This window comes from Streptomyces sp. NPDC042346 (genome assembly GCF_055581845.1).
In genome coordinates this window covers 1-18773 of record NZ_JBVJEH010000020.1, presented here as the reverse complement: position 1 = coordinate 18773, position 18773 = coordinate 1, and the positions used below count along the sequence as shown (strand labels likewise).

Genomic DNA, 18773 nt, shown 5'->3' with positions numbered 1-18773 from the left:
GACTCGGGGACGGTCTTGATGACCTCGCCCTTCACGAAGATCTGGCCCTTGCCGTTGCCGGAGGCGACGCCGAGGTCGGCCTCGCGGGCCTCGCCGGGGCCGTTGACGACGCAGCCCATCACGGCGACGCGCAGCGGGACCTCCATGCCCTGCAGGCCGGCGCTCACCTCGGCGGCGAGCTTGTAGACGTCGACCTGGGCGCGGCCGCAGGACGGGCAGGAGACGATGTCCAGCTTCCGCGGGCGCAGGTTGAGCGACTGGAGGATCTGGGTGGCGACCTTGACCTCCTCGACCGGGGGCGCGGAGAGCGAGACCCGGACGGTGTCGCCGATGCCCTGGCGCAGCAGCGCGCCGAAGGCGACGGCGGACTTGACGGTGCCCTGGAAGGCCGGGCCGGCCTCGGTGACGCCGAGGTGCAGGGGGTGGTCGCAGGCCTCGGCGAGGAGTTCGTAGGCGCGGACCATGACGACGGGGTCGTTGTGCTTCACGGAGATCTTCAGGTCGTGGAAGTCGTGTTCGGCGAAGAGGCTCGCCTCCCACAGCGCCGACTCCACCAGGGCCTCGGGGGTGGCCTTGCCGTACTTCTTCAGCAGCCGGGCGTCCAGGGAGCCGGCGTTGACGCCGATGCGGATGGGGGTGCCGTGGTCCTTGGCGGCCCGGGCGATGTCCTTGACCTGGTCGTCGAACTTCTTGATGTTGCCGGGGTTGACGCGGACCGCGGCGCAGCCCGCCTCGATGGCGGCGAAGACGTAGCGCGGCTGGAAGTGGATGTCGGCGATCACCGGGATCGGCGACTTGGCGGCGATCGCGGGCAACGCGTCCGCGTCGTCCTGGGAGGGGCAGGCCACCCGCACGATGTCGCAGCCCGCGGCGGTGAGCTCGGCGATCTGCTGGAGGGTGGCGTTGACGTCCGAGGTGAGCGTGGTCGTCATGGACTGCACCGAGATCGGGGACCGGCTGCCCACGCCGACCTTGCCGACCTGGAGCTGGCGGGTGGGGCGGCGGGCGCCGAGGACCGGGGCAGGCATCGACGGGATGCCGAGCGCGACCGTCATGGGGTGTCTCCTGCTCTGGTACGGGTGAGGGGCGGGCGGTTCACTGGTCGGCACCGACGGGCTGCGGGGCCAGGTCGCCGATCGAGACGGAGTCGTCGCGGCCGGCGAGGGCCTCGACGACGGCGCGGGCGATGTGACGCCCGGTCAGGCCGTGGGCGGCGAGGATGTCGTCGCGGCGGCCGTGCTCCAGGAAGCGCTGGGGCAGTCCGAAGGTACGGACAGGGGCGCGGGCGCCCGCGTCGGCGAGGGTCTGGGCGATCGCGGCCCCGGCTCCGCCGCTGCGGCCGCCGTCCTCGACCGTGGCGACCAGCGAATGGCCGAGGCCGAGCTCCACGAGGGCGGCGGGGACGGGCGCGATCCAGCGCGGGTCGACGACGGTGACGCCGAAGCCGTGCTCCGCGAGGCGGTCGGCCGCCTCCAGGCAGACCCCGGCCATCGCGCCGACGGAGACGAGCAGGACGTCCCGGGCGCCCGAGCCCGCGCGGCGCAGGACGTCCATGCCGTCGAGGGTGGCGACGGCGGGGATGTCGTGGCCCGCGGAGCCCTTGGGGAAGCGCAGCGCGGTGGGGCCGTCCTGGACCGCGAGGGCCTCGCGCAGGGCGCGACGCAGGGTGGCGGCGTCGCGCGGGGCGGCCACTCGCAGGCCGGGGACCATCTGGAACAGCGACAGGTCCCACATGCCGTTGTGGGAGGCGCCGTCGTCGCCGGTGACGCCGGCCCGGTCGAGGACGAAGGTGACCGGGGCGCGGTGCAGGGCGACGTCGAGCAGCATCTGGTCGAAGGCCCGGTTGAGGAAGGTCGCGTACACCGCCACGACGGGGTGCAGTCCGCCGAGGGCCAGGCCGGCGGCGGAGGTCACGGCGTGCTGCTCGGCGATGCCGACGTCGAAGGTGCGGTCGGGGAAGCGCTCGGCGAAGGCGGTGAGGCCGGTGGGGGCGAGCATGGCCGCGGTGAGGGCGACCACGTCGGGGCACCGGGCGCCGAGTGCGGCGAGCTCCTCGCCGAACACGTCGGTCCAGGCGGGTTCCGGGGCGGGGCGGGGCGCGGTTCGGGCGGCGGGGCGGGGGCGTACGGCGTGGAAGCGGTCGGCCTCGTCCTGTTCGGCGGGAGCGTGGCCGCGGCCCTTCTCGGTGAGGCAGTGGACGACGACGGGCCTGCCGAGTCCGGCGGCGTGGCGGAGGGCCTCTTCGAGGGCCGCGATGTCGTGTCCGTCGACGGGTCCGACGTAGGCGAGGCCGAGGTTCTCGAAGACGGAGTGCGGGGGGCGGTCCTCGCTGCGCAGCTGCGCCAGGTGGGCGGGGATGCCGCCGACGGTGGGGGCGTAGGAGCGGGTGTTGTCGTTGAGGACGACGACCACCGGGCGGTCGGCGCCGTCGGCGAGGTTGTTCAGGGCCTCCCAGGCCATGCCGCCGGTGAGGGCGCCATCGCCGATGACGGCGACGACGGCGCGGTCGGTGGCGCCGGTCAGCCGGTGGGCCTTGGCGAGGCCGTCGGCGTAGGACAGGACGGTGGAGGCGTGGGAGTTCTCGATGAGGTCGTGCGCGGACTCGGCACGCGAGGGGTAGCCGGAGAGTCCGCCGGGTTGGCGCAGGGTGCCGAAGGCGGCCGCCCGGCCGGTGATGATCTTGTGAGGGTAGGTCTGGTGCCCGGTGTCCCACAGGATCTGATCGCGCGGGGACTCGAAGACCCGGTGCAGGGCGAGGGTGAGCTCGACGACGCCGAGGCTGGGGCCGAGGTGACCGCCCGTGCGGGTGACCTCCTCGACGAGGAGGCGCCGGATGTCCGCGGCGAGCTCCTCGGTCTGCGGGAGGCTGAGCGCGCGCAGGTCGTCGGGTCCGTGGACCGATGCGATCGACGTCATGACAGATCCTGTTCTGGTCACAGGGCCTCATCGGCCAGGGGGGTCCGGGGTACTCGGCCGGTGACGGGGTCGGCGAGCCGGGCGGGCATGGAGAAGACGACGTCCTCGGCGATGCCGTCGTCCAGTTCGACGTCCTGCCAGCCGAGTGCGGCGAGCCGGTCGACGAGTCCGCGGACGAGGATCTCCGGAGCGCTGGCGCCGGAGCTGACGCCGATGCTCGACGCCCCGGCGAGCCAGCTCTCGTCGAGATGGCCGGCGTCCGGGACGAGGTACGCGGCGCTGCCGTGCTCCCGGGCGACCTCGACCATGCGGATCGAGTTGCTGGAGTTGCGGGAGCCGACGACCAGGACGAGGTCGTTGCGGCGGGCGAGGGCCTTGACGGCGTTCTGGCGGTTCTGGCTGGCGTAGCAGATGTCGCCGTCGGCGGGGCCGGCGAGGTCGGTGAAGCGGGCGCGCAGCGCGTCGACGACCCGCCGGGTCTCGTCGAAGGACAGGGTGGTCTGGGTCAGGTAGGCCACCGGCGCGTCGTCCGGCAGGTCGAGGGCGGCGACGTCGGCCTCGTTCTCGACGACGACGGTGCGTTCGGGGGCCTCGCCGCGGACGCCCTCGACCTCCTCGTGGTCGGCGTGGCCGACCAGCAGGATGGTCCGGCCGTCGCGGGCGTAGCGGACGGCCGCCTGGTGGACCTTGGAGACCAGCGGACAGGTGGCGTCGATGATTTCGAGGCGGCGCTCCGCCGCGCCGCTGCGTACGGCGGGCGAGACGCCGTGGGCGGAGAAGACGCAGACGGCGCCCTCGGGCACGTCCTCCTCGCTGTCGACGAAGCGGGCACCGCGCTTCTCCAGCTCGGCCACGACGTGGTGGTTGTGCACGATCTCCTTGCGCACGTACACCGGGGCGCCGTGGAGGTCGAGGGCGCGTTCCACGATGCCGATGGCGCGGCGCACCCCGGCGCAGAAGCCGCGCGGCTGGGCGAGGACGACGCGCGGGGGCCGGTCGTCGGCCGGGGCGTCCGGGCCGGCCGGCTGGATGGTGGCGCTCATGAAGCGTTCCGTTCGTAGGAGTCGTGGGTGAGGGTTGCGGGCCGAGGGACGGTGGCCGCGGGCGGGCGCCCCTGCGAGGCGCGCCACAGTGCGGCGTAGATCCCGTCCAGGGCGAGGAGTTCGTCGTGGGCGCCGTCCTCCCGGATCCGGCCGTCGTCGACGACGACGATGCGGTCGGCTCGGGAGGCGACGCTGAGGCGGTGGGCGACGATCAGGGCGGTGCGGCCGCTGACGAGGCGTTCGGTCGCCCGGTTGACCAGCGCCTCGGTGGCGAGGTCGAGGGCGGCGGTGGCCTCGTCGAGCAGGAGGACGTCGGGGCGGACGAGTTCGGCGCGGGCCAGCGAGATCAGTTGCCGCTGACCGGCGGAGAGGTTGCGTCCGCCTTCGGTCACACGGTGGTCGTAGCCGCCGTCGAGGGCGCTGAGGGTGTCGTGGGCGCCGACCCGGCGGGCCGCGTCGGCTATCTCGGCGTCGGTGGCGTCGGGCCGGCCGTAGGCGATGGCCTCGCGGACGGTTCCGGCGAAGAGGTACGGCTCCTGGGGGACGACGCCGAGCCGTTTGCGGTAGCCGGTGAGGTCCAGGTCGCGCAGGTCGGTCCCGTCGATGCGGACGGCCCCGCGGGTCGGGTCGTGGAAACGGGCGGCGAGCTTGACGAGGGTCGACTTGCCGGCGCCGGTCGTGCCGACGAAGGCGACGGTCTGGCCCTGCGGGATGCGCAGCCGGACCCCGGTCAGCGCCGGGCGGCCGTCGCGGTAGTGGAAGTCGACGTCGTCGAAGACGAGTTCGCCGCGCAGGGAGCGGACGGGGAGCGCGTCGGCGGCGGCCGGGGTGGTGCTGCGCAGCCGGAGCAGGTCCCGGATCCGCAGCAGGGACACCCGTGCCTGCTGATAGCCGTCGAAGAGCTGGGAGAGCTGCTGCACCGGGACGAAGAACAGGTCCAGGTAGAGGAGGTACGCGACGAGGGCGCCGACCGTCATGGTGCCCGCGGCCACCCGGTGTGCGCCGACGGCGAGGACCACGGCGGCGACGCAGGCGGCGAGGAACTGGATGAACGGGAAGTAGCGGGCGGACAGGAGCTGGCCGCGGACCCGGGCGCGCCGGTAGGCGTCGCTGTGCCGGGCGAAGGCGGTGACGACGGACTCCTCGCGGCGGAACTCCTGGACGGTGCGCATGCCGGCCGCGCCTTCCTGGAGCGCGCCGTTGACGACGGCGAGCCGTTCCCGGGCGTCGGCGTAGCTGCGGGCGGAGGCCCGGCGGAAGACGACGGTGGCGAGAGCGATCAGCGGGAGGACGGCGAGGACGACGAGGAGCATCCCCGCGTCGGCGACGCCGAGCGCGACGAGGACGCCGAGCAGGGTGAGGGCGCTGACGAGGACGCTGAGCAGGCCGGTCTGGAGGAAGGAGGAGAGCGAGTCGACGTCGGTGGTCATCCGGGTGAGAGTGCGGCCGGACGCCTCGTTCTCGAAGTGATCGAGCCCCAGGCGGTGCAGGTGCGCGAAGACCCGGATCCGCAGCCCGTACAGCAGCCGCTCCCCCGTGCGTCCGGTGACCCGGACCGCGGCCCGCTGGACGGCGTACTGGGCGAGGACGAGGGCCAGCGCGGCAAGGGAGGCCGTGGCGACGGCGGTGAGGGCGAGGTGGTGGGCGCCGCCCTCGATGCCGTGCCGCAGCACGAAGGGCAGGGTGAGTCCGGCGAGCGCGTCGGCGACGACCAGGGCGAGGCCGAGGGCGAGCGGCAGGCGGTGGCCGCGCAGCAGGTGGCGCAGCCCGAACTCGCTCTTGCCGTCGGCCCGGGGGTCGCGGGCGGCCTCCGCCTCGTCGACGAGGGGGAGATCGAGGGCCGGCGGCAGCGCCGCGACCCGGTCCTGCATGCGCGCGGCGGCGGCGGAGGGCGGAGCGGGAGCGGGTTTCGGGGCGTCCGGGACGGGGGGCCGCCGGTCCCCTGCGGGGGCCGGGGGTTCGGCGGCTGCTGCCTCGGCCGGAGGCTCGGCGGGGTGGTGCTGGAGGATCGTGCGGTAGAGCGGGCAGCGAGTGGTGAGTTCGCGGTGAGTGCCGAGGTCGATGATCCGTCCGTGGTCGAGGACGGCGATCCGGTCGGCGAGCGCGAGAGTCGAGCGGCGGCGGGCGACGATCAGGGTGGTGCGGCCGTCTGCCCGGGCGCGCAGCGCGTCGTGAATGCCCTGCTCGACGCGGGCGTCGACGGCGGAGGTGGCGTCGTCGAGGACGAGGACGCGGGGCGCGGCGGCGAGCGCCCGGGCGAGGGCGAGGCGCTGGCGCTGTCCGCCGGACAGGGCGCCACGTTCGCCGAGCACCGTGGCATAGCCGTCGGGCAGGGCGGTGACGAAGGCGTGCGCCTGGGCGGTGCGGGCCGCGGCGTGGATCTCCGCGTCGGTGGCGTCCGGCCGGCCGTAGGCGACGGTCTCGCGGACGGTTCCGGCGAGGAGGGCGGTGTCCTCGGGGACGCCGGCGACCGCGCCGCGCAGGGAGTCGAAGGTCAGGTCGCGGACGTCGGCGCCGCCGATCCGTACCGCGCCCTCGGAGACGTCGTGGAACCGGGAGAGCAGCAGGGCGAGGGTGGACTTGCCCGATCCGGGGGCGCCGACGACGGCCAGGGTCTCGCCGGGTTCGATGCGGAGGGAGAGGTCGGTGAGGACGGGCCGCCCGGGGCCGTACGCGAAGGTGACGTGGTCGAACTCGACGCCGAGGGGGCCGTCTTCGGGCAGTCGGCCCGTGCCCTCGGTCAGCAGCGGGCGGGTGTCGATCACTTCGAGGACCCGCTCGATCCCGGCGCCGGCCTGCTGGCCCATGGTGAGCAGTGCGGCGAGGGTCTTGACGGGGCCGACGAGCTGGGCGAGGTAGGCGGAGAAGGCGAGGAGGGCGCCGAGGCTGAGTTCGCCGCGGGCCGCCAGCCAGCCGCCGACCGCGAGGGCTCCGACCTGTCCGAGGGAGGGCACGCACTGGAGCGCGGGCCCGTAGCGGGCGTTGAGCCGTACGGCGCGCATGCGGCCGGCGAAGAGCCGCCGGGCGGCGTGGGCCAGCCGGTCCATCTCCCGCTGTTCCTGGCCGAATCCCTTGACGACGCGGATGCCGGCGGTGGAGCTGGCGACGACTCCGGCGACGGCGGCGGCCTGGTTCTGGGCGTACCAGGTCGCGGGGTAGAGCCAGGTGCGGCTGCGTCGGCCGATGAACCAGAGTGCGGGGACCAGGGCGAGCGCGACCAGGGCGAGCAGCGGGGAGAGCGTGGCGATGAGGACCAGGGAGACCACCAGCAGGGCCGCGCTGGAGATCGCGGTGGGCAGGGTGGAGACGAGGCCGAAGACCATGTTGAGGTCTCCGGAGGCCCGGCCCAGGAGCTGGCCGGTGCTCAGTTCGTCGCGGCGTAGGCCGTCCAGGCGGGAGAGCGAGCGGAACAGGTCGACCCGCAGGTCGTGCTGGACGTCGGCGGCGAGCCGTCCGGCGTACAGGCGGCGCAGGTACGCGGCGAGGTAGCCGAGCGCGGCGACGGCGAGCAGCGCTCCGGTCCACCGGGCGGCGGAGCGGGTGGGCCGCAGGACGACGTCGTCGACGATCACCATCGTGACGAGGGGGACGAGGGCGCTGGTCGCGGTCCCGAAGAGCGCGGCGAGAACCGCCACGAGCACGCTGCGCCGGTGCCGCAGACAGCGGCGGGTCAGCCGCCCGGTCCAGGAACCCCGGTCGGTGTCGTCGGTGGGGTGGGGCATTCCGGGGCCTCCTCTCGTGAGGGTGGTGGGTGGGGTGCGGTGGGGGATCATGCGTCGCAGTGGCGCAGGTCGACCGGTGCGCCCGGGGCGCCGAGGCCGGCGACCGCGAGGACGTGCGAGCCGTACGGGCCGGCGTCGGTCGGCAGGACCGTGCAGGCGGCCCCGGTCCCGCCGGGCAGGGCGCGCAGAGCGGGCGTCCTGTCTGCGGTGGAGGGCGGGGGCCAGTGCGGGGGGTAGGGCAGCGGCTGGGTGAGCCCGCCGTGGGCGAGTCCGTGGCCGTGGGCCTTGCCGACGGCCTCCTTCTGGGTCCAGAGCCAGTAGAAGGCGGGGACCCGGTCCGCCGCGGGGAGGCGGCCGAGCCAGTCGGCGTCGGCGGGGGCGAGCCAGCGCCGGGCCAGTGCGAGGGCGGGCAGGGGGCGTACGGTCTCGATGTCGACGCCGACCGGGGTCCCGGCGAGCGCCACGGCTCGGGCTCCCGGGCTGTGGCTCACGCTCACGTGGAGCCGGGCGGCGGGTCCGGTGAGCCGCGGGCGGCCGCAGGGTTCGTGGGCGAGCCCGATCCGGTGGAGCGGGCTGCCGGTCAGCTCCGCGGCGGCGCGCAGCAGCGTGGTGTGCGCCGCGCGCCGTTCGCCGGAGGCGACGGGGCCCCAGAGCACCGTGACGGCGTCGGGGCCGGTCACCGGGTCAGGCCGCCATCGCGCGGACGAGGCTCTTGGGGCGCATGTCCGTCCAGTTGGCCTCGATGTGGTCGAGGCAGGCCTGGCGGTCGTTCTCCGGGAAGGCGACCTCCCAGCCGGCCGGGACCTCGGCGAAGTCGGGCCACAGGGAGTGCTGGCCCTCGTCGTTGACGAGGACGAGGTAGCGGCCGTCGGCGTTCTCGAACGGGTTCGTCATTTCTTTTCCCTTTTCCATTTCCCGAGGTGGATTCTTGTTTCCGTCGCCGTTCTTTCTAACCAACAGGAGAGAGATCGGCAACCTTTTCGAAAAGATTTCAGCGCATATCCGTGAGGCCCGGTTCGGGCGCGTTCACGAGGACCGCCACATTGCCGGGCGGCTGCTTGTTCTCGTAGACCATCTGGTGCGCCCGGCCGATCTCGGCGAACGGCAGGGCGAGGCTGAGGCAGGGGTCGATGTGGCCGGCCGCGACGAGCTCGATGATCGCCGCGGTCTGGCGTACGTTCGCGGCGTGCGAGCCCTGGAGCCGCTTCTGGAACATCCAGAGGAACCGCAGGTCGATGTCGCCGTTGTAGCCGCTGGTGCCGGCGCAGGTGACGACCATGCCGGCCCGGTCGCAGACGTAGACCGAGGTCGGCAGGGTGGCCCTGCCGGGGTGCTCGAGGACGATGGCGGGGTCTCTGCGCTCGCCGAGCGCGTCCCAGAAGGCCCGGCCGAAGGAGCGGACCCCGGAGAGCCATTCCCGGTAGGCGACGGTGTCACTCGAATCAGGCAGCCGACCCCAGTGGTCGAAATCATTCCGATTGATGACGCCGTGCGCTCCCAGGCGCTTACAGTAGTCGAATTTATCGTCATCCGAAACCACGGCGACCGGAATTCCGCCGAAGTATTTCACGATCTGTATCGCCATGGATCCGAGGCCGCCTGCGCCGCCCCAGACGAGGACGGGATCGCCCGGCCGGACCGTGTGCGGGTGCCATCCCATGAGCATGCGGTACGAGGTGGAGCCGCCGCCGAGGAAGCAGCCGGCCTCCTCCCAGGTGAGGTGCGGGGGCTTCTTGTGGCACTGGTACTCGTCGGCCACGGTGAACTGCGCGAAGGAGCCGTGGTTCGACTCGTAGCCCCACGCCCGCTGGGAGCGGGAGGCGGTCGGGTCGGTGCCGAGGCGGATGTCGGGGGCCGACTCGTCCCAGGCGACGCCGCCGACGATGACGTGGTCGCCGACCTTGAGCTGCTTGACCCCCTCTCCGACGGCCCAGACCACTCCGGCGCCCTCGGATCCGGCGATGTGGAAGTCGAGCGGATCGCCGGCCCGTTGACGGTCGGCGATGACATCGGCGGGGGTGCCGAGTCCGGCCCAGACGCCGTTGTAGTTGATCCCGGCGGCCATCACCCAGATGAGGACCTGCCCGCGGCCGACCGGCGGCACGTCCACGGTCTCGACCTGGATCGACTGCTCGGGCGGGCCGTACCGCTCGCGCCGGATCACTCCGGCGTGCATGCGACGGGGCACCTCGCCCAGGGGCGGCGTCTCCCCCAGCGCGTACAACTCCTTCTTCATCAGCTGTCCTTCCGTGTGGTGCGGGCGTTCAGATGGGCGGCGAGCGCGCCGCCGACGACGGCCAGCGGCTCGGGCCGCAGCATGTCCTCGTGGCGGCAGTCGACCGGGTGGACGGCGATCGCGCCGCCGACGTACGGGCGCCAGCGGTCCGCCTTCTCGGCGACGGCGTCCGCGGGGACCTGCCCGGAGCCGTGCCGGGAGCCGCTCCCTCCGGCACCGCCGTTCGCGACGAACAGCAGCAGGTCGCCCGTGAACCGGCGCGGGGCGAAGCCTGCGCGCAGCTCGACGCCGGTGCGGTACGCGTCCACGAGGGCGCCGACCCGGTCGGCGAGCAGCGCCGCGAGCGGTCCGCCGCGGGCCCGCAGCAGCGCGGCGCCCGCCTCGGGGGTGAGCTCCTCCTCGCCACGGTCGGGGCCGACGCCGGCCGCGTCGAGGAGGGCGCCGAGGACCTGCGCCGCCGGGGGCACGACGACCGGGTCGCCGGGCCGCGCCGGGTAGGAGTCGAGGACCGCGACGGTCGCGACCTCCTCTCCGGCCTCCTCCAGGAGGACCGCGGCCGCCTGGGCGACCAGGCCGCCGAGCGACCAGCCCACCAGGTGGTAGGGGCCGGACGGCTGGACGGAGCGGATCCGCTCCACGTAGTCGGCGGCGGCCTCCTCCAGGCTCGCCGGGCGGTGGCCGGGCTCGGCGAACGCGCGGGCCTGGAGCCCGTACACCGGGTGGCCGGCCGGCAGGTGCCGCAGCAGGGCCGCGTACCGCCAGCTCAGGCCGCCGGCGGCGTGGAAGCAGAACACCGGCGGAAGGTCACCGCGGGTGCGCAGCGGCAGCAGGACGTCCAGCGCTCCGGCGGCGTCCGCGTCCTCGTCGTCGAGGGCGGCGACGAGTCCGGCGACCGTGGGCGCCAGGAACAGCGCCTGGATGCCGAGTTCGACGCCGAGGACGGCGCGGATCCGGCTGACGAGTCCGGCCGCGAGCAGCGAGTTGCCGCCGAGGGCGAAGAAGTCGTCGTCGATGCCGGCCTCGTCGACGCCGAGGACGTCGGCGAACAGGCCGCACAGCAGCTCCTCGCGGGGGGTGCGCGGGCCGCGTCCGGTGCGCGCGGCGCCGTCGGCGGGGGCGGGGGCGGGCAGCGCCGCCCGGTCCAGCTTGCCGTTCGCGGTGAGCGGCAGCGCGTCGAGCAGGACGACCGCGGCCGGGACGAGGTAGTCCGGCAGCGTCTCGGCGAGCCGGGCGCGCATCTCCGCCGCGCCCGGGGCGGGTTCGCCGGGCACGGGCACCGTATAGGCGACGAGGCGCTTGTCGCCGGGCCGGTCCTCGCGGACCAGGGAGACCGCGTGGGCCACGCCGGGCAGGGCCGCGAGCGCGCCGTCGACCTCGCTGAGCTCGACACGGAAACCGCGCAGCTTCACCTGGTCGTCGGCCCGGCCGACGAACTCCAGGGCTCCGTCCGGGCGGCGGCGTGCCAGGTCGCCGGAGCGGTACATCCGCGTCCCCGGATCTCCGAACGGGTCGGCCACGAACGAACGGGCGGTGAGCGCCGGGTCGTTCTCGTAGCCGCGGGCGAGCCCGGAGCCCGCGAGGTACAGCTCGCCGACGGCCCCGGCGGGGACCGGCTCCAGCTCCGGGGAGAGCACGTAGGCCGCCATCCCGTGCAGCGGGACGCCGATCGGCACGTTGTCCGGTACCGGGTCACCCGCCCGCATGATGTGGTGGGTGGCGAACACGGTGGTCTCGGTGGGCCCGTAGCCGTTGCTGACGACGGTGCCGGGGCAGGCGGCGAGGACCTTGCGGACGGCGTCGGCGGGGACGACGTCGCCGCCGGTGCGCACCTCGCGGACTCCGGCGAAGCAGTCCGGCTCCTCCTCGGCCAGCCAGCGGAACAGGCCGGCCGTCAGCCAGAGTCCGGTGACGCGCTCGGCGACCAGGAGCCGGGCCAGGTCCCTCAGATCGGTCTCACCGGGCGGGGCGACGACGACCGTGCCGTGGTTCAGCAGCGGCCCCCACAGCTCCAGCAGGGCCGCGTCCCAGGCGTGCGACGAGTGGAACAGCATCCGCTCCCGCGCGCCCGGGGCCCAGCAGGGCTCTTCGGCGAGCTCGACGACGTCGCGGTGGGTGACCGCCACCCCCTTGGGCACGCCGGTGGAGCCGGAGGTGAACAACACGTACGCCAGCCGGTCCGGTTCGACGGGCGTGCCGGGGTCGGTGGGGTCCTGGCGGGCCGGGCGCGGGTCGGTGTCCACGGCGACGGTCGTGACGCCGTCGTCCGGGGCGCCGGCCCGGTCGGCGGCGCGGGCCGCGTCGGTGAGCAGCACGCGCGCGCCGGCCCGGTCGAGGACGGTCCGCTGCCGCTGCACGGGGTGGGCGGGCGCCAGCGGGACGCAGACCGCGCCCGCCTTGAGGACGGCGAGGAAGGCGACGACCAGCAGCGGCGACCGGTCGAGCAGGATGCCGACCCGGTCCTCCGGGCCGGTGCCCAGCTCGTGCAGCAGCCGGGCGAGCCGGTTGGCCCGCTCGTCCAGTTCCCCCCAGGTGAGCCGCTCGTCTCCGAGGGACACCGCGACGGCGTCCGGGGTGCGGGCGGCGAGGGCGGCGACCCGGCCGTGGATCGTGTCGCCGGGGCCGCCGTGTGCGCCGGCGGCGAGCGGGGTCCGCGTGCCGCCGTCGGCGAGCGCGCGGCGCTCCTCGCGGGACAGCACCGAGACACGCCCCACCGGCTGCTCCGGGTCGGCGGCCACCGACTCCAGGACACGGGTCAGCCGCTCCAGCAGGGTGGGGGCGGTCGTCGCGCCGAGCACCTCGGGCCGGTGGTCGAGACGGAACCGCAGGCCCTGCGAGCGCAGCGACGCGACCAGCAGCAGCGGGTAGTGGGCCGCGTCACGGCCCTGGACCGCGGTGGCGCGCAGCCGGGACGGGGAGCGCTCGGTGTCCTCGGGCAGCGGGTAGTTCTCGTAGACGAGGGCGGTGTCGAACAGCGGCCGGATACCCGCGATCCGGTGCACGTCGGCGAGGCCGAGGTACTGGTGGGTGCGCAGGGCGGTCTGTTCGTCCTGGACGCGGGCCAGGGCGGCGCTCCAGCTTTCGGAGCGGTCGAACCGGACCCGTACCGGCAGGGTGTTGATGAACAGGCCGATCATGTTCTCGGCCCCGGGGAGCTCCGGCGGCCGGCCGGAGACCGTGGTGCCGAACAGGACGTCGTCGCGTCCGAGGTGACGGCCGAGGACGAGCGCCCAGGCCGTCTGGACAACGGTGTTCATGGTGACGCCGGCCCGGGCCGCCTGCGCCTGGAGGGTCGCGGTGAGCTCCGGCGGCAGGTCGTGCACGAGCTGCTCGGGCAGTGCGGGTCCGGCCGGTTCCCGGCCGGGGGCGAGCAGGGTGGGCTCCTCGATCCCGGCGAGGGTGTCGCGCCAGGCCTGTTCGCTCACCGTGCGGTCCTGCGCTGCGAGCCAGTCGACGTACGAGCGGAACGGGGCGGGGGCGGGCAGCGCGGCCGCGTCGCCGCCGTTCTCGTACAGGGTGACCAGTTCGCGCAGGAACAGCGGCATGGACCAGCCGTCGAGCAGGATGTGGTGCTTGGTGATGACCAGCCGGTGCCGTTCGGCGCCGAGGCGGATCAGCAGGAAGCGGACCAGCGGTGGCCGGCTCAGGTCGAACCGGTGGCCGCGGGCGGCCTCGGTGAGCGCCGCGAGTTCGCGCTGCGCGGTGTCGTCGGGCAGTGCGCCGAGGTCGGCCTCGTCCCAGGGCAGGGCCGCGGTGCGCGGCACGACCTGGACGGCCGCTCCGTCCGCGCGGTGGTGGAAGCCCGCCCGCAGGTTGGGGTGCCGGTCGAGGACGGTCTGTCCGGCGGTGCGCAGGGCGGCCGGGTCCAGCGGGCCTTCGAGGTCGAGGACCAGTTGGACGGTGTAGACGTCCGTGCCGCTGTCGTCCGCCTGCTGGGCGTGGAAGAACAGGCCCTCCTGGAGCGGGGTGAGCGCGAAGGCGTCCTCCAGTCCGCCGGGGGCGGCGGCGAAGGCGTCGATCTCGGGCTGGGTCAGCCCGGACGTCGGCAGGTCGCCGGGGGTGAGCCCGTCACCGCGCTCGGACTGGCCGGGGTCGGCGAGGGCGCGCAGGGCGGTGAACCACAGCTCGGCGAGCTCCTCGATCTCGGCGCGGTCGAAGAGTCCGGCGGGCCAGGAGTACGTGACGTGGAGCCGGGGCCCGCCGTCGCCGTCCCGGGTGACCGCGTTGATCTCGACGGAGTGGCCGAACGGCATGCCCGGGTCGGCGGGGAGCAGCGGGATCCGCAGGTCGGACGCGCTGGACCAGCCGGCGGGTCCGGTCTCGCCGAGGGTGTCGCCGCCGCTGCCGACCCGGCCGAGGTAGTTGAAGCCGATCTGCGGGGCTACGGCGCCCGCCAGAGCGAGCGCGGTGTCCGCGTTGAGGTAGCGGAGCAGGCCGTAGCCGAGTCCGTTGTCGGGCAGGGCGCGCAGTTGCTCCTTGATCCGCCCGAGCGCGGCGACGGTCGCGGCGCCGCCGTCCAGCGCCTCGTCCAGGTCGAGCGGGCCCGGGTCGAGCCGGACGGGGAAGCGGCTGGTGAACCAGCCGACCGTGCGGGACAGGTCAAGGGTCTCGTCGAGTTCCTCGCGGCCGTGGCCCTCCATGTCGACGAGGACCGCGTGGGACGCGTCCTGGGTCCAGCGGCGGCGCCAGCGGGCGACCGCGAGGGTCAGGCCGGTGAGCAGCACGTCGTTGATCTGGGTGCGGAACCGGGCCGGAACGTCGGTCAGCAGCGCCGTCGTCAGGTCCGCGGGGAGGGCGGCCGTCAGGTGCTCGGCGGTCTCCCGGGTGTCGACGGCGGGGTCGAGAGGGCGCGCGCCGAGGAGCGGGTCGCGGCCCTGCGTCTGCTGCCGCCACAGCGGGAGTTCGGCTATCCGGGCCGGGTTCTGCGCCTCCATGACGAGGGCCTGCGCCCAGCGGCGGAAGGTCGTGCCGACCGGGGCGGGCCGCGGGTCGCGGCCGTCGCGGGCGGCCTGCCAGGCGGCGGCGAGGTCCGGCAGCAGGATCCGCCACGACACGCCGTCGACGACGAGATGGTGCAGGAGGACGAGGAGGAGGCCCTGCTCGTCCGGGCCGGCGTCGAACCAGACGACCTGGAACAGGACGCCGTTCTCCGGGTCGAGCCGGCGCCGGGCCCCCTCGCCGTGCGCGGAGACCGCGGCGGCGATGTCGCCGGCGACGGCCGCGGCGTCCCGGACGTCGACACGGCTGACGCAGGCACGGGCGTCGACCGTGCCGCGCGGCGCGGTCTCCAGGTTCCACGGCAGGCCGAGTGCGGCACCGGTCAGCCGTGCGCGCAGCACGTCGTGGTGGTCGACGACGGCCTGGACGGCCCGGGTCAGCTCGTCCTGTCCGAGGGCGCCGGGAACCCGGAGCAGCACGGACTGGTTGAGGCCCTGGAACGGGCCGCCGAGCTGGTGCAGCCAGCGGACCACGGGGGTGCCGGGGACGGCGCCGACGCCGTCGTCGGCGACGGGCGCGGCTTCGGCGGCGGCGGGACGGATCGCGGACACCAGCTCCGCGACGGTCTGGTGGCGGAATATGTCCCGCGGTGTGAGGACGAGCCCGGCCTGGCGGGCCCGGCCGGAGACCTGGATGGCGTTGATGCTGTCGCCGCCCAGGGCGAAGAAGTTGTCGTCGGCGCCGACACCGGCCAGGCCGAGGACCTCGCCGACGATCCGGCAGAGCAGAGCCTGCGGGTCGTCGTCGGCGGACGGCTCGGGGGAGCGTTCCGCCGCCGGGGCGGCCAGGGCGGTCCCGGGCTGCTCGGGGGCGGGCAGCGCGGCCTTGTCGGTCTTGCCGTTGACGGTCAGCGGGACCCGGTCGATCTCCATGAGGACGGACGGCAGCAGGTGCGCCGGCAGGGCGGCCCGCAGGTACGTCCGTACCGCTCCGAGGTCGAGTCCTGCACCCGCCTCCGCGACGAGGTAGCCCACGAGCTGCCGAACGCCCGGACGGTCCTCCCGGACGGTCGCCACGGCGCGCGCGACGCCCGGAGCGCCCGTCAGGGCGGCCTCCACCTCGCCGAGTTCGATCCTGAAGCCGCGCAGCTTCACCTGGCCGTCGGCCCGGCCGACGAACCGCAGCCGGCCGTCGCGCATCCGGCTGACCACGTCGCCGGTGCGGTACATCCGGCTGCCGGCCGGCCCGAACGGGTCGGCGACGAACCGCTCGGCGCTCAGGCCGGGCCGGCGGAGGTAGCCCCGGGCCACGCCGATCCCGGCGACGTAGAGCTCGCCGGGGACGCCGACCGGGACCGGCCGCAGCCGGTGGTCGAGCACGTGGACGCGGGTGTTGGGCAGCGGGCCGCCGATCGGCGGCACCCCGGCCTCGGGGGCGAGCGGCCCGGCCATGGTGCAGGAAACCGTGGTCTCGGTGGGGCCGTACGCGTTGAACATGCGCCGCCCGGGCGCCCAGGTGGCCACCAGACCGGCCGGGGCGGCCTCGCCGGCCGTCACAAGGGTGCGGACGGTACGCAGGCTCGCGGGCGAGAGCTGGGCGAGCACCGCGGGCGGCAGCGTCGCGTGGGTCACGCCCTGCTCGCGCAGCAGCGCGGGCAGTTCGGCGACCTGGAGCAGCATGTCGGCCGGGCCGAGCACCAGGCACGCGCCGGCGGACAGCGGGGTGCAGATCTCCGACATCGCGGCGTCGAAGCTGAGCGACGCGAACTGCAGCGCCCTGCTTCCCGGGCCCATCGCGTACGGACCGGTCCGGGCCAGGACGATGTTGGGGATGCCGCCGTGCTCGACGACGACGCCCTTGGGGCGGCCGGTGGAGCCGGAGGTGTAGATCACGTACGCGGGCGTACGGGCCGTCAGCGAGGCGGTCCGGTCGGCGTCGACCGGGTTCCGCGCCTGCTGGGCGGCAAGTGCGGCGACGGTGTCCGGCGCATCGACGACGATCCGCCCGGCGGCGACCGCGGACGGCACGCGCTCCTCGGCGTCGGCGCTGGTGACGACCAGGCAGGGCCGGGCGTCCTCGAAGAAGTACGCGATGCGGTCGGCGGGGTACTCGGTGTCGACCGGCAGGTAGGCCGCGCCGGACTTCAGCACGGCGAGCACGGCGACGATCATCTCCGGCGACCGCGGCACCGCGATCGCCACGATCGACTCCGGACCCGCGCCCCGCCCGATCAGCAGATGCGCAAGCCGGTTCGCGCGCTCGTTCAGCTCCGCGTACGACAGGGTCACGTCGCCCGCGGACAGGGCGGGCGCGTCGGGGGTACGGGCGACCTGCGCCTCGATCAGCTCCGGGACGAGGAGGTCCGGGAGCGGGCGGGCGGTGTCGTTCCAGCCGTGCACCAGCAGCTCGCGCTCGGCGGCGTCGAGGATGTCGAGGTCCTCGATCCGCCGGTCGGCGTCCGCGACCACGGCCTTCAGGACGGTGACGAAGCGCTGCGCCATCGCCTCGACCGTCGCACGGTCGAAGAGGTCCGCCGCGTAGGCCACGGTGCCGTGCAGGCCGGCCGGTCCGTCCTCGTCGGAGCGCTGCTCGGAGAGCCGCACCGACAGGTCGAACTTGGCGCGCCCGGCCCCGTCGCCGGCCGGCTCGCCGACGGCGTCGACGGTCAGTCCGGCGAGGCGCGCGTCGGCCCGCGCGACGTTGTCCAGGGAGAGCATGACCTGGAACAGCGGGTGGTGCGCGGCCGACCGGCGCGGCGCGACCGCGTCCACGACCCGCTCGAACGGCACGTCCTGGTGGGCGTAGGCGGCGAGGTCGGTCTCCCGGACCCGGGCCAGCAGGTCACGGAACGACGGGTTGCCCGAGGTGTCCGTGCGCAGCACCAGCGTGTTGACGAAGAAGCCGACCAGGTCGTCGAGCGCCTCGTCGCCGCGCCCCGCGACCGGGGTGCCGAGCGGGACGTCCGTACCCGCGCCGAGGCGGGTCAGCAGGCTCGCCAGCGCCGCCTGGAGGACCATGAAGACCGTGGTCCGGCTGGATCGGGCGAGGTCGAGCAGCCCGGCGTGCAGCTCGCCGTCGAGCGTGAGCGGCACGAGTCCGCCCTCGTGGCCGGCCTCCTCCGGGCGGGGCCGGTCGGTGGGCAACGCCAGTACCTCGGGCAGGCCCGCGAGGGTCCGCGTCCAGTGGGCGAGCCGGCGGGCGATCTCGCTGTCCGGGTCGGCCTCGTCGCCCAGCACCTCACGCTGCCACAGCGCGTAGTCCGCGTACTGGACAGGGAGCGGCGCCCACTGCGGCGCGCCGCCCTCGGCGCGCGCGGTGTACGCGGCGGCCAGGTCCCGGACCAGGGGTCGCATCGAGGAGGCGTCGCCGGCGATGTGGTGCAGCACCAGCACGAGGACGTGGTCCTCCGGGCCCAGCTCCAACAGCTGGGCGCGCAGCGGAAGATCGGTGTCCAGGGCGAAGTCGGTGCGCTGCGAGGCGGCCACGGCCGCCTCGACGTCGGACTCCTCGACCTGGACGACGTGCAGGTACGGGCGGGCCTCGGCCGGGTCGAGCACGACCTGCGCGGGCGTGCCGTCGGACGTCACCGGGAAGACGGTGCGCAGCGACTCGTGGCGGGTCACCACGTCGGCGAGCGCGGTCTCCAGCGCGAGCGCGTCCAGCGGGCCGCGGAGCCGGGTGACCATCGGGATGTTGTACGTGCCGGCGGTCGCACCGAGCCGGCTCAGCGCCCAGAGGCGACGCTGCGCGTAGGAGAGCGGGATCTCGGCGGGCCGATGCCGCGGCACGAGCGCGGGCCTGGTCTCCCCTCCTCGCTCCAGGTACGGGGCGAGGGCGGCGACGGTCGGGGTCTCGAACAGCGCGCGGACGGGAAGCTCGACGCCGAGGACGGTGCGGATCCGGGAGACGAGCCGGGTCGCG

General features: G+C 74.8%; 8 protein-coding genes. All 8 read right to left on the bottom strand.

Annotated elements, in window-relative coordinates; all coding sequences use genetic code 11:
- Nucleotides 1–1055 (bottom strand): flavodoxin-dependent (E)-4-hydroxy-3-methylbut-2-enyl-diphosphate synthase (ispG, locus tag ACZ6K0_RS43030; protein WP_469578841.1); only part of this gene is annotated, 1055 nt, incomplete at its 3' end.
- 40 nt (nt 1056–1095) lie between these two features.
- Nucleotides 1096–2916, bottom strand: a complete 1821-nt coding sequence (locus ACZ6K0_RS43025; protein WP_469236307.1) for a 1-deoxy-D-xylulose-5-phosphate synthase — start codon at nt 2914–2916, stop codon at nt 1096–1098.
- Between the two features lie 17 nt (nt 2917–2933).
- Nucleotides 2934–3959, bottom strand: a complete 1026-nt coding sequence (ispH, locus tag ACZ6K0_RS43020; RefSeq protein WP_469236308.1) for a 4-hydroxy-3-methylbut-2-enyl diphosphate reductase — start codon at nt 3957–3959, stop codon at nt 2934–2936.
- The gene (locus tag ACZ6K0_RS43015; protein ID WP_469236309.1) at nt 3956–7681 is read right to left on the bottom strand and encodes an ABC transporter ATP-binding protein; all 3726 of its coding nucleotides are present in this window, start codon (nt 7679–7681) and stop codon (nt 3956–3958) included. Before ACZ6K0_RS43015 ends, ispH begins: the two co-directional genes overlap by 4 nt.
- Before the next feature lie 47 nt (nt 7682–7728).
- A complete protein-coding gene (locus ACZ6K0_RS43010; protein WP_469236310.1) occupies nt 7729–8361 on the bottom strand; it encodes a 4'-phosphopantetheinyl transferase family protein in 633 nt (210 codons plus the stop codon).
- Nucleotides 8362–8365: 4 nt separating this feature from the next.
- Complete coding sequence (locus ACZ6K0_RS43005) at nt 8366–8575, bottom strand: MbtH family protein (protein ID WP_376403915.1); 210 nt, start codon at nt 8573–8575, stop codon at nt 8366–8368.
- Between the two features lie 97 nt (nt 8576–8672).
- Entirely contained in the window at nt 8673–9917 is a 1245-nt protein-coding gene (gene ccrA / locus ACZ6K0_RS43000) for a crotonyl-CoA carboxylase/reductase (protein ID WP_187621330.1), read from the bottom strand.
- Nucleotides 9917–18640 carry an amino acid adenylation domain-containing protein gene (locus ACZ6K0_RS42995; protein WP_469236311.1) on the bottom strand — a complete coding sequence of 2908 codons (8724 nt, stop codon included), beginning with the start codon at nt 18638–18640 and terminating at the stop codon, nt 9917–9919. The genes ccrA and ACZ6K0_RS42995 overlap by 1 nt, the downstream gene beginning before the upstream one ends.
- Nucleotides 18641–18773 lie beyond the last annotated feature (133 nt).

Excerpts from the sequence above, each read along its gene's own strand:
- ACZ6K0_RS43025 (WP_469236307.1), bottom strand. The coding sequence starts at position 2,916 with ATGACGTCGATCGCATCGGTCCACGGACCCGACGACCTGCGCGCGCTC.
- ispH (WP_469236308.1), bottom strand. The coding sequence starts at position 3,959 with ATGAGCGCCACCATCCAGCCGGCCGGCCCGGACGCCCCGGCCGACGAC.
- ACZ6K0_RS43015 (WP_469236309.1), bottom strand. The coding sequence starts at position 7,681 with ATGCCCCACCCCACCGACGACACCGACCGGGGTTCCTGGACCGGGCGG.
- ACZ6K0_RS43005 (WP_376403915.1), bottom strand. The coding sequence starts at position 8,575 with ATGACGAACCCGTTCGAGAACGCCGACGGCCGCTACCTCGTCCTCGTC.
- ccrA (WP_187621330.1), bottom strand. The coding sequence starts at position 9,917 with ATGAAGAAGGAGTTGTACGCGCTGGGGGAGACGCCGCCCCTGGGCGAG.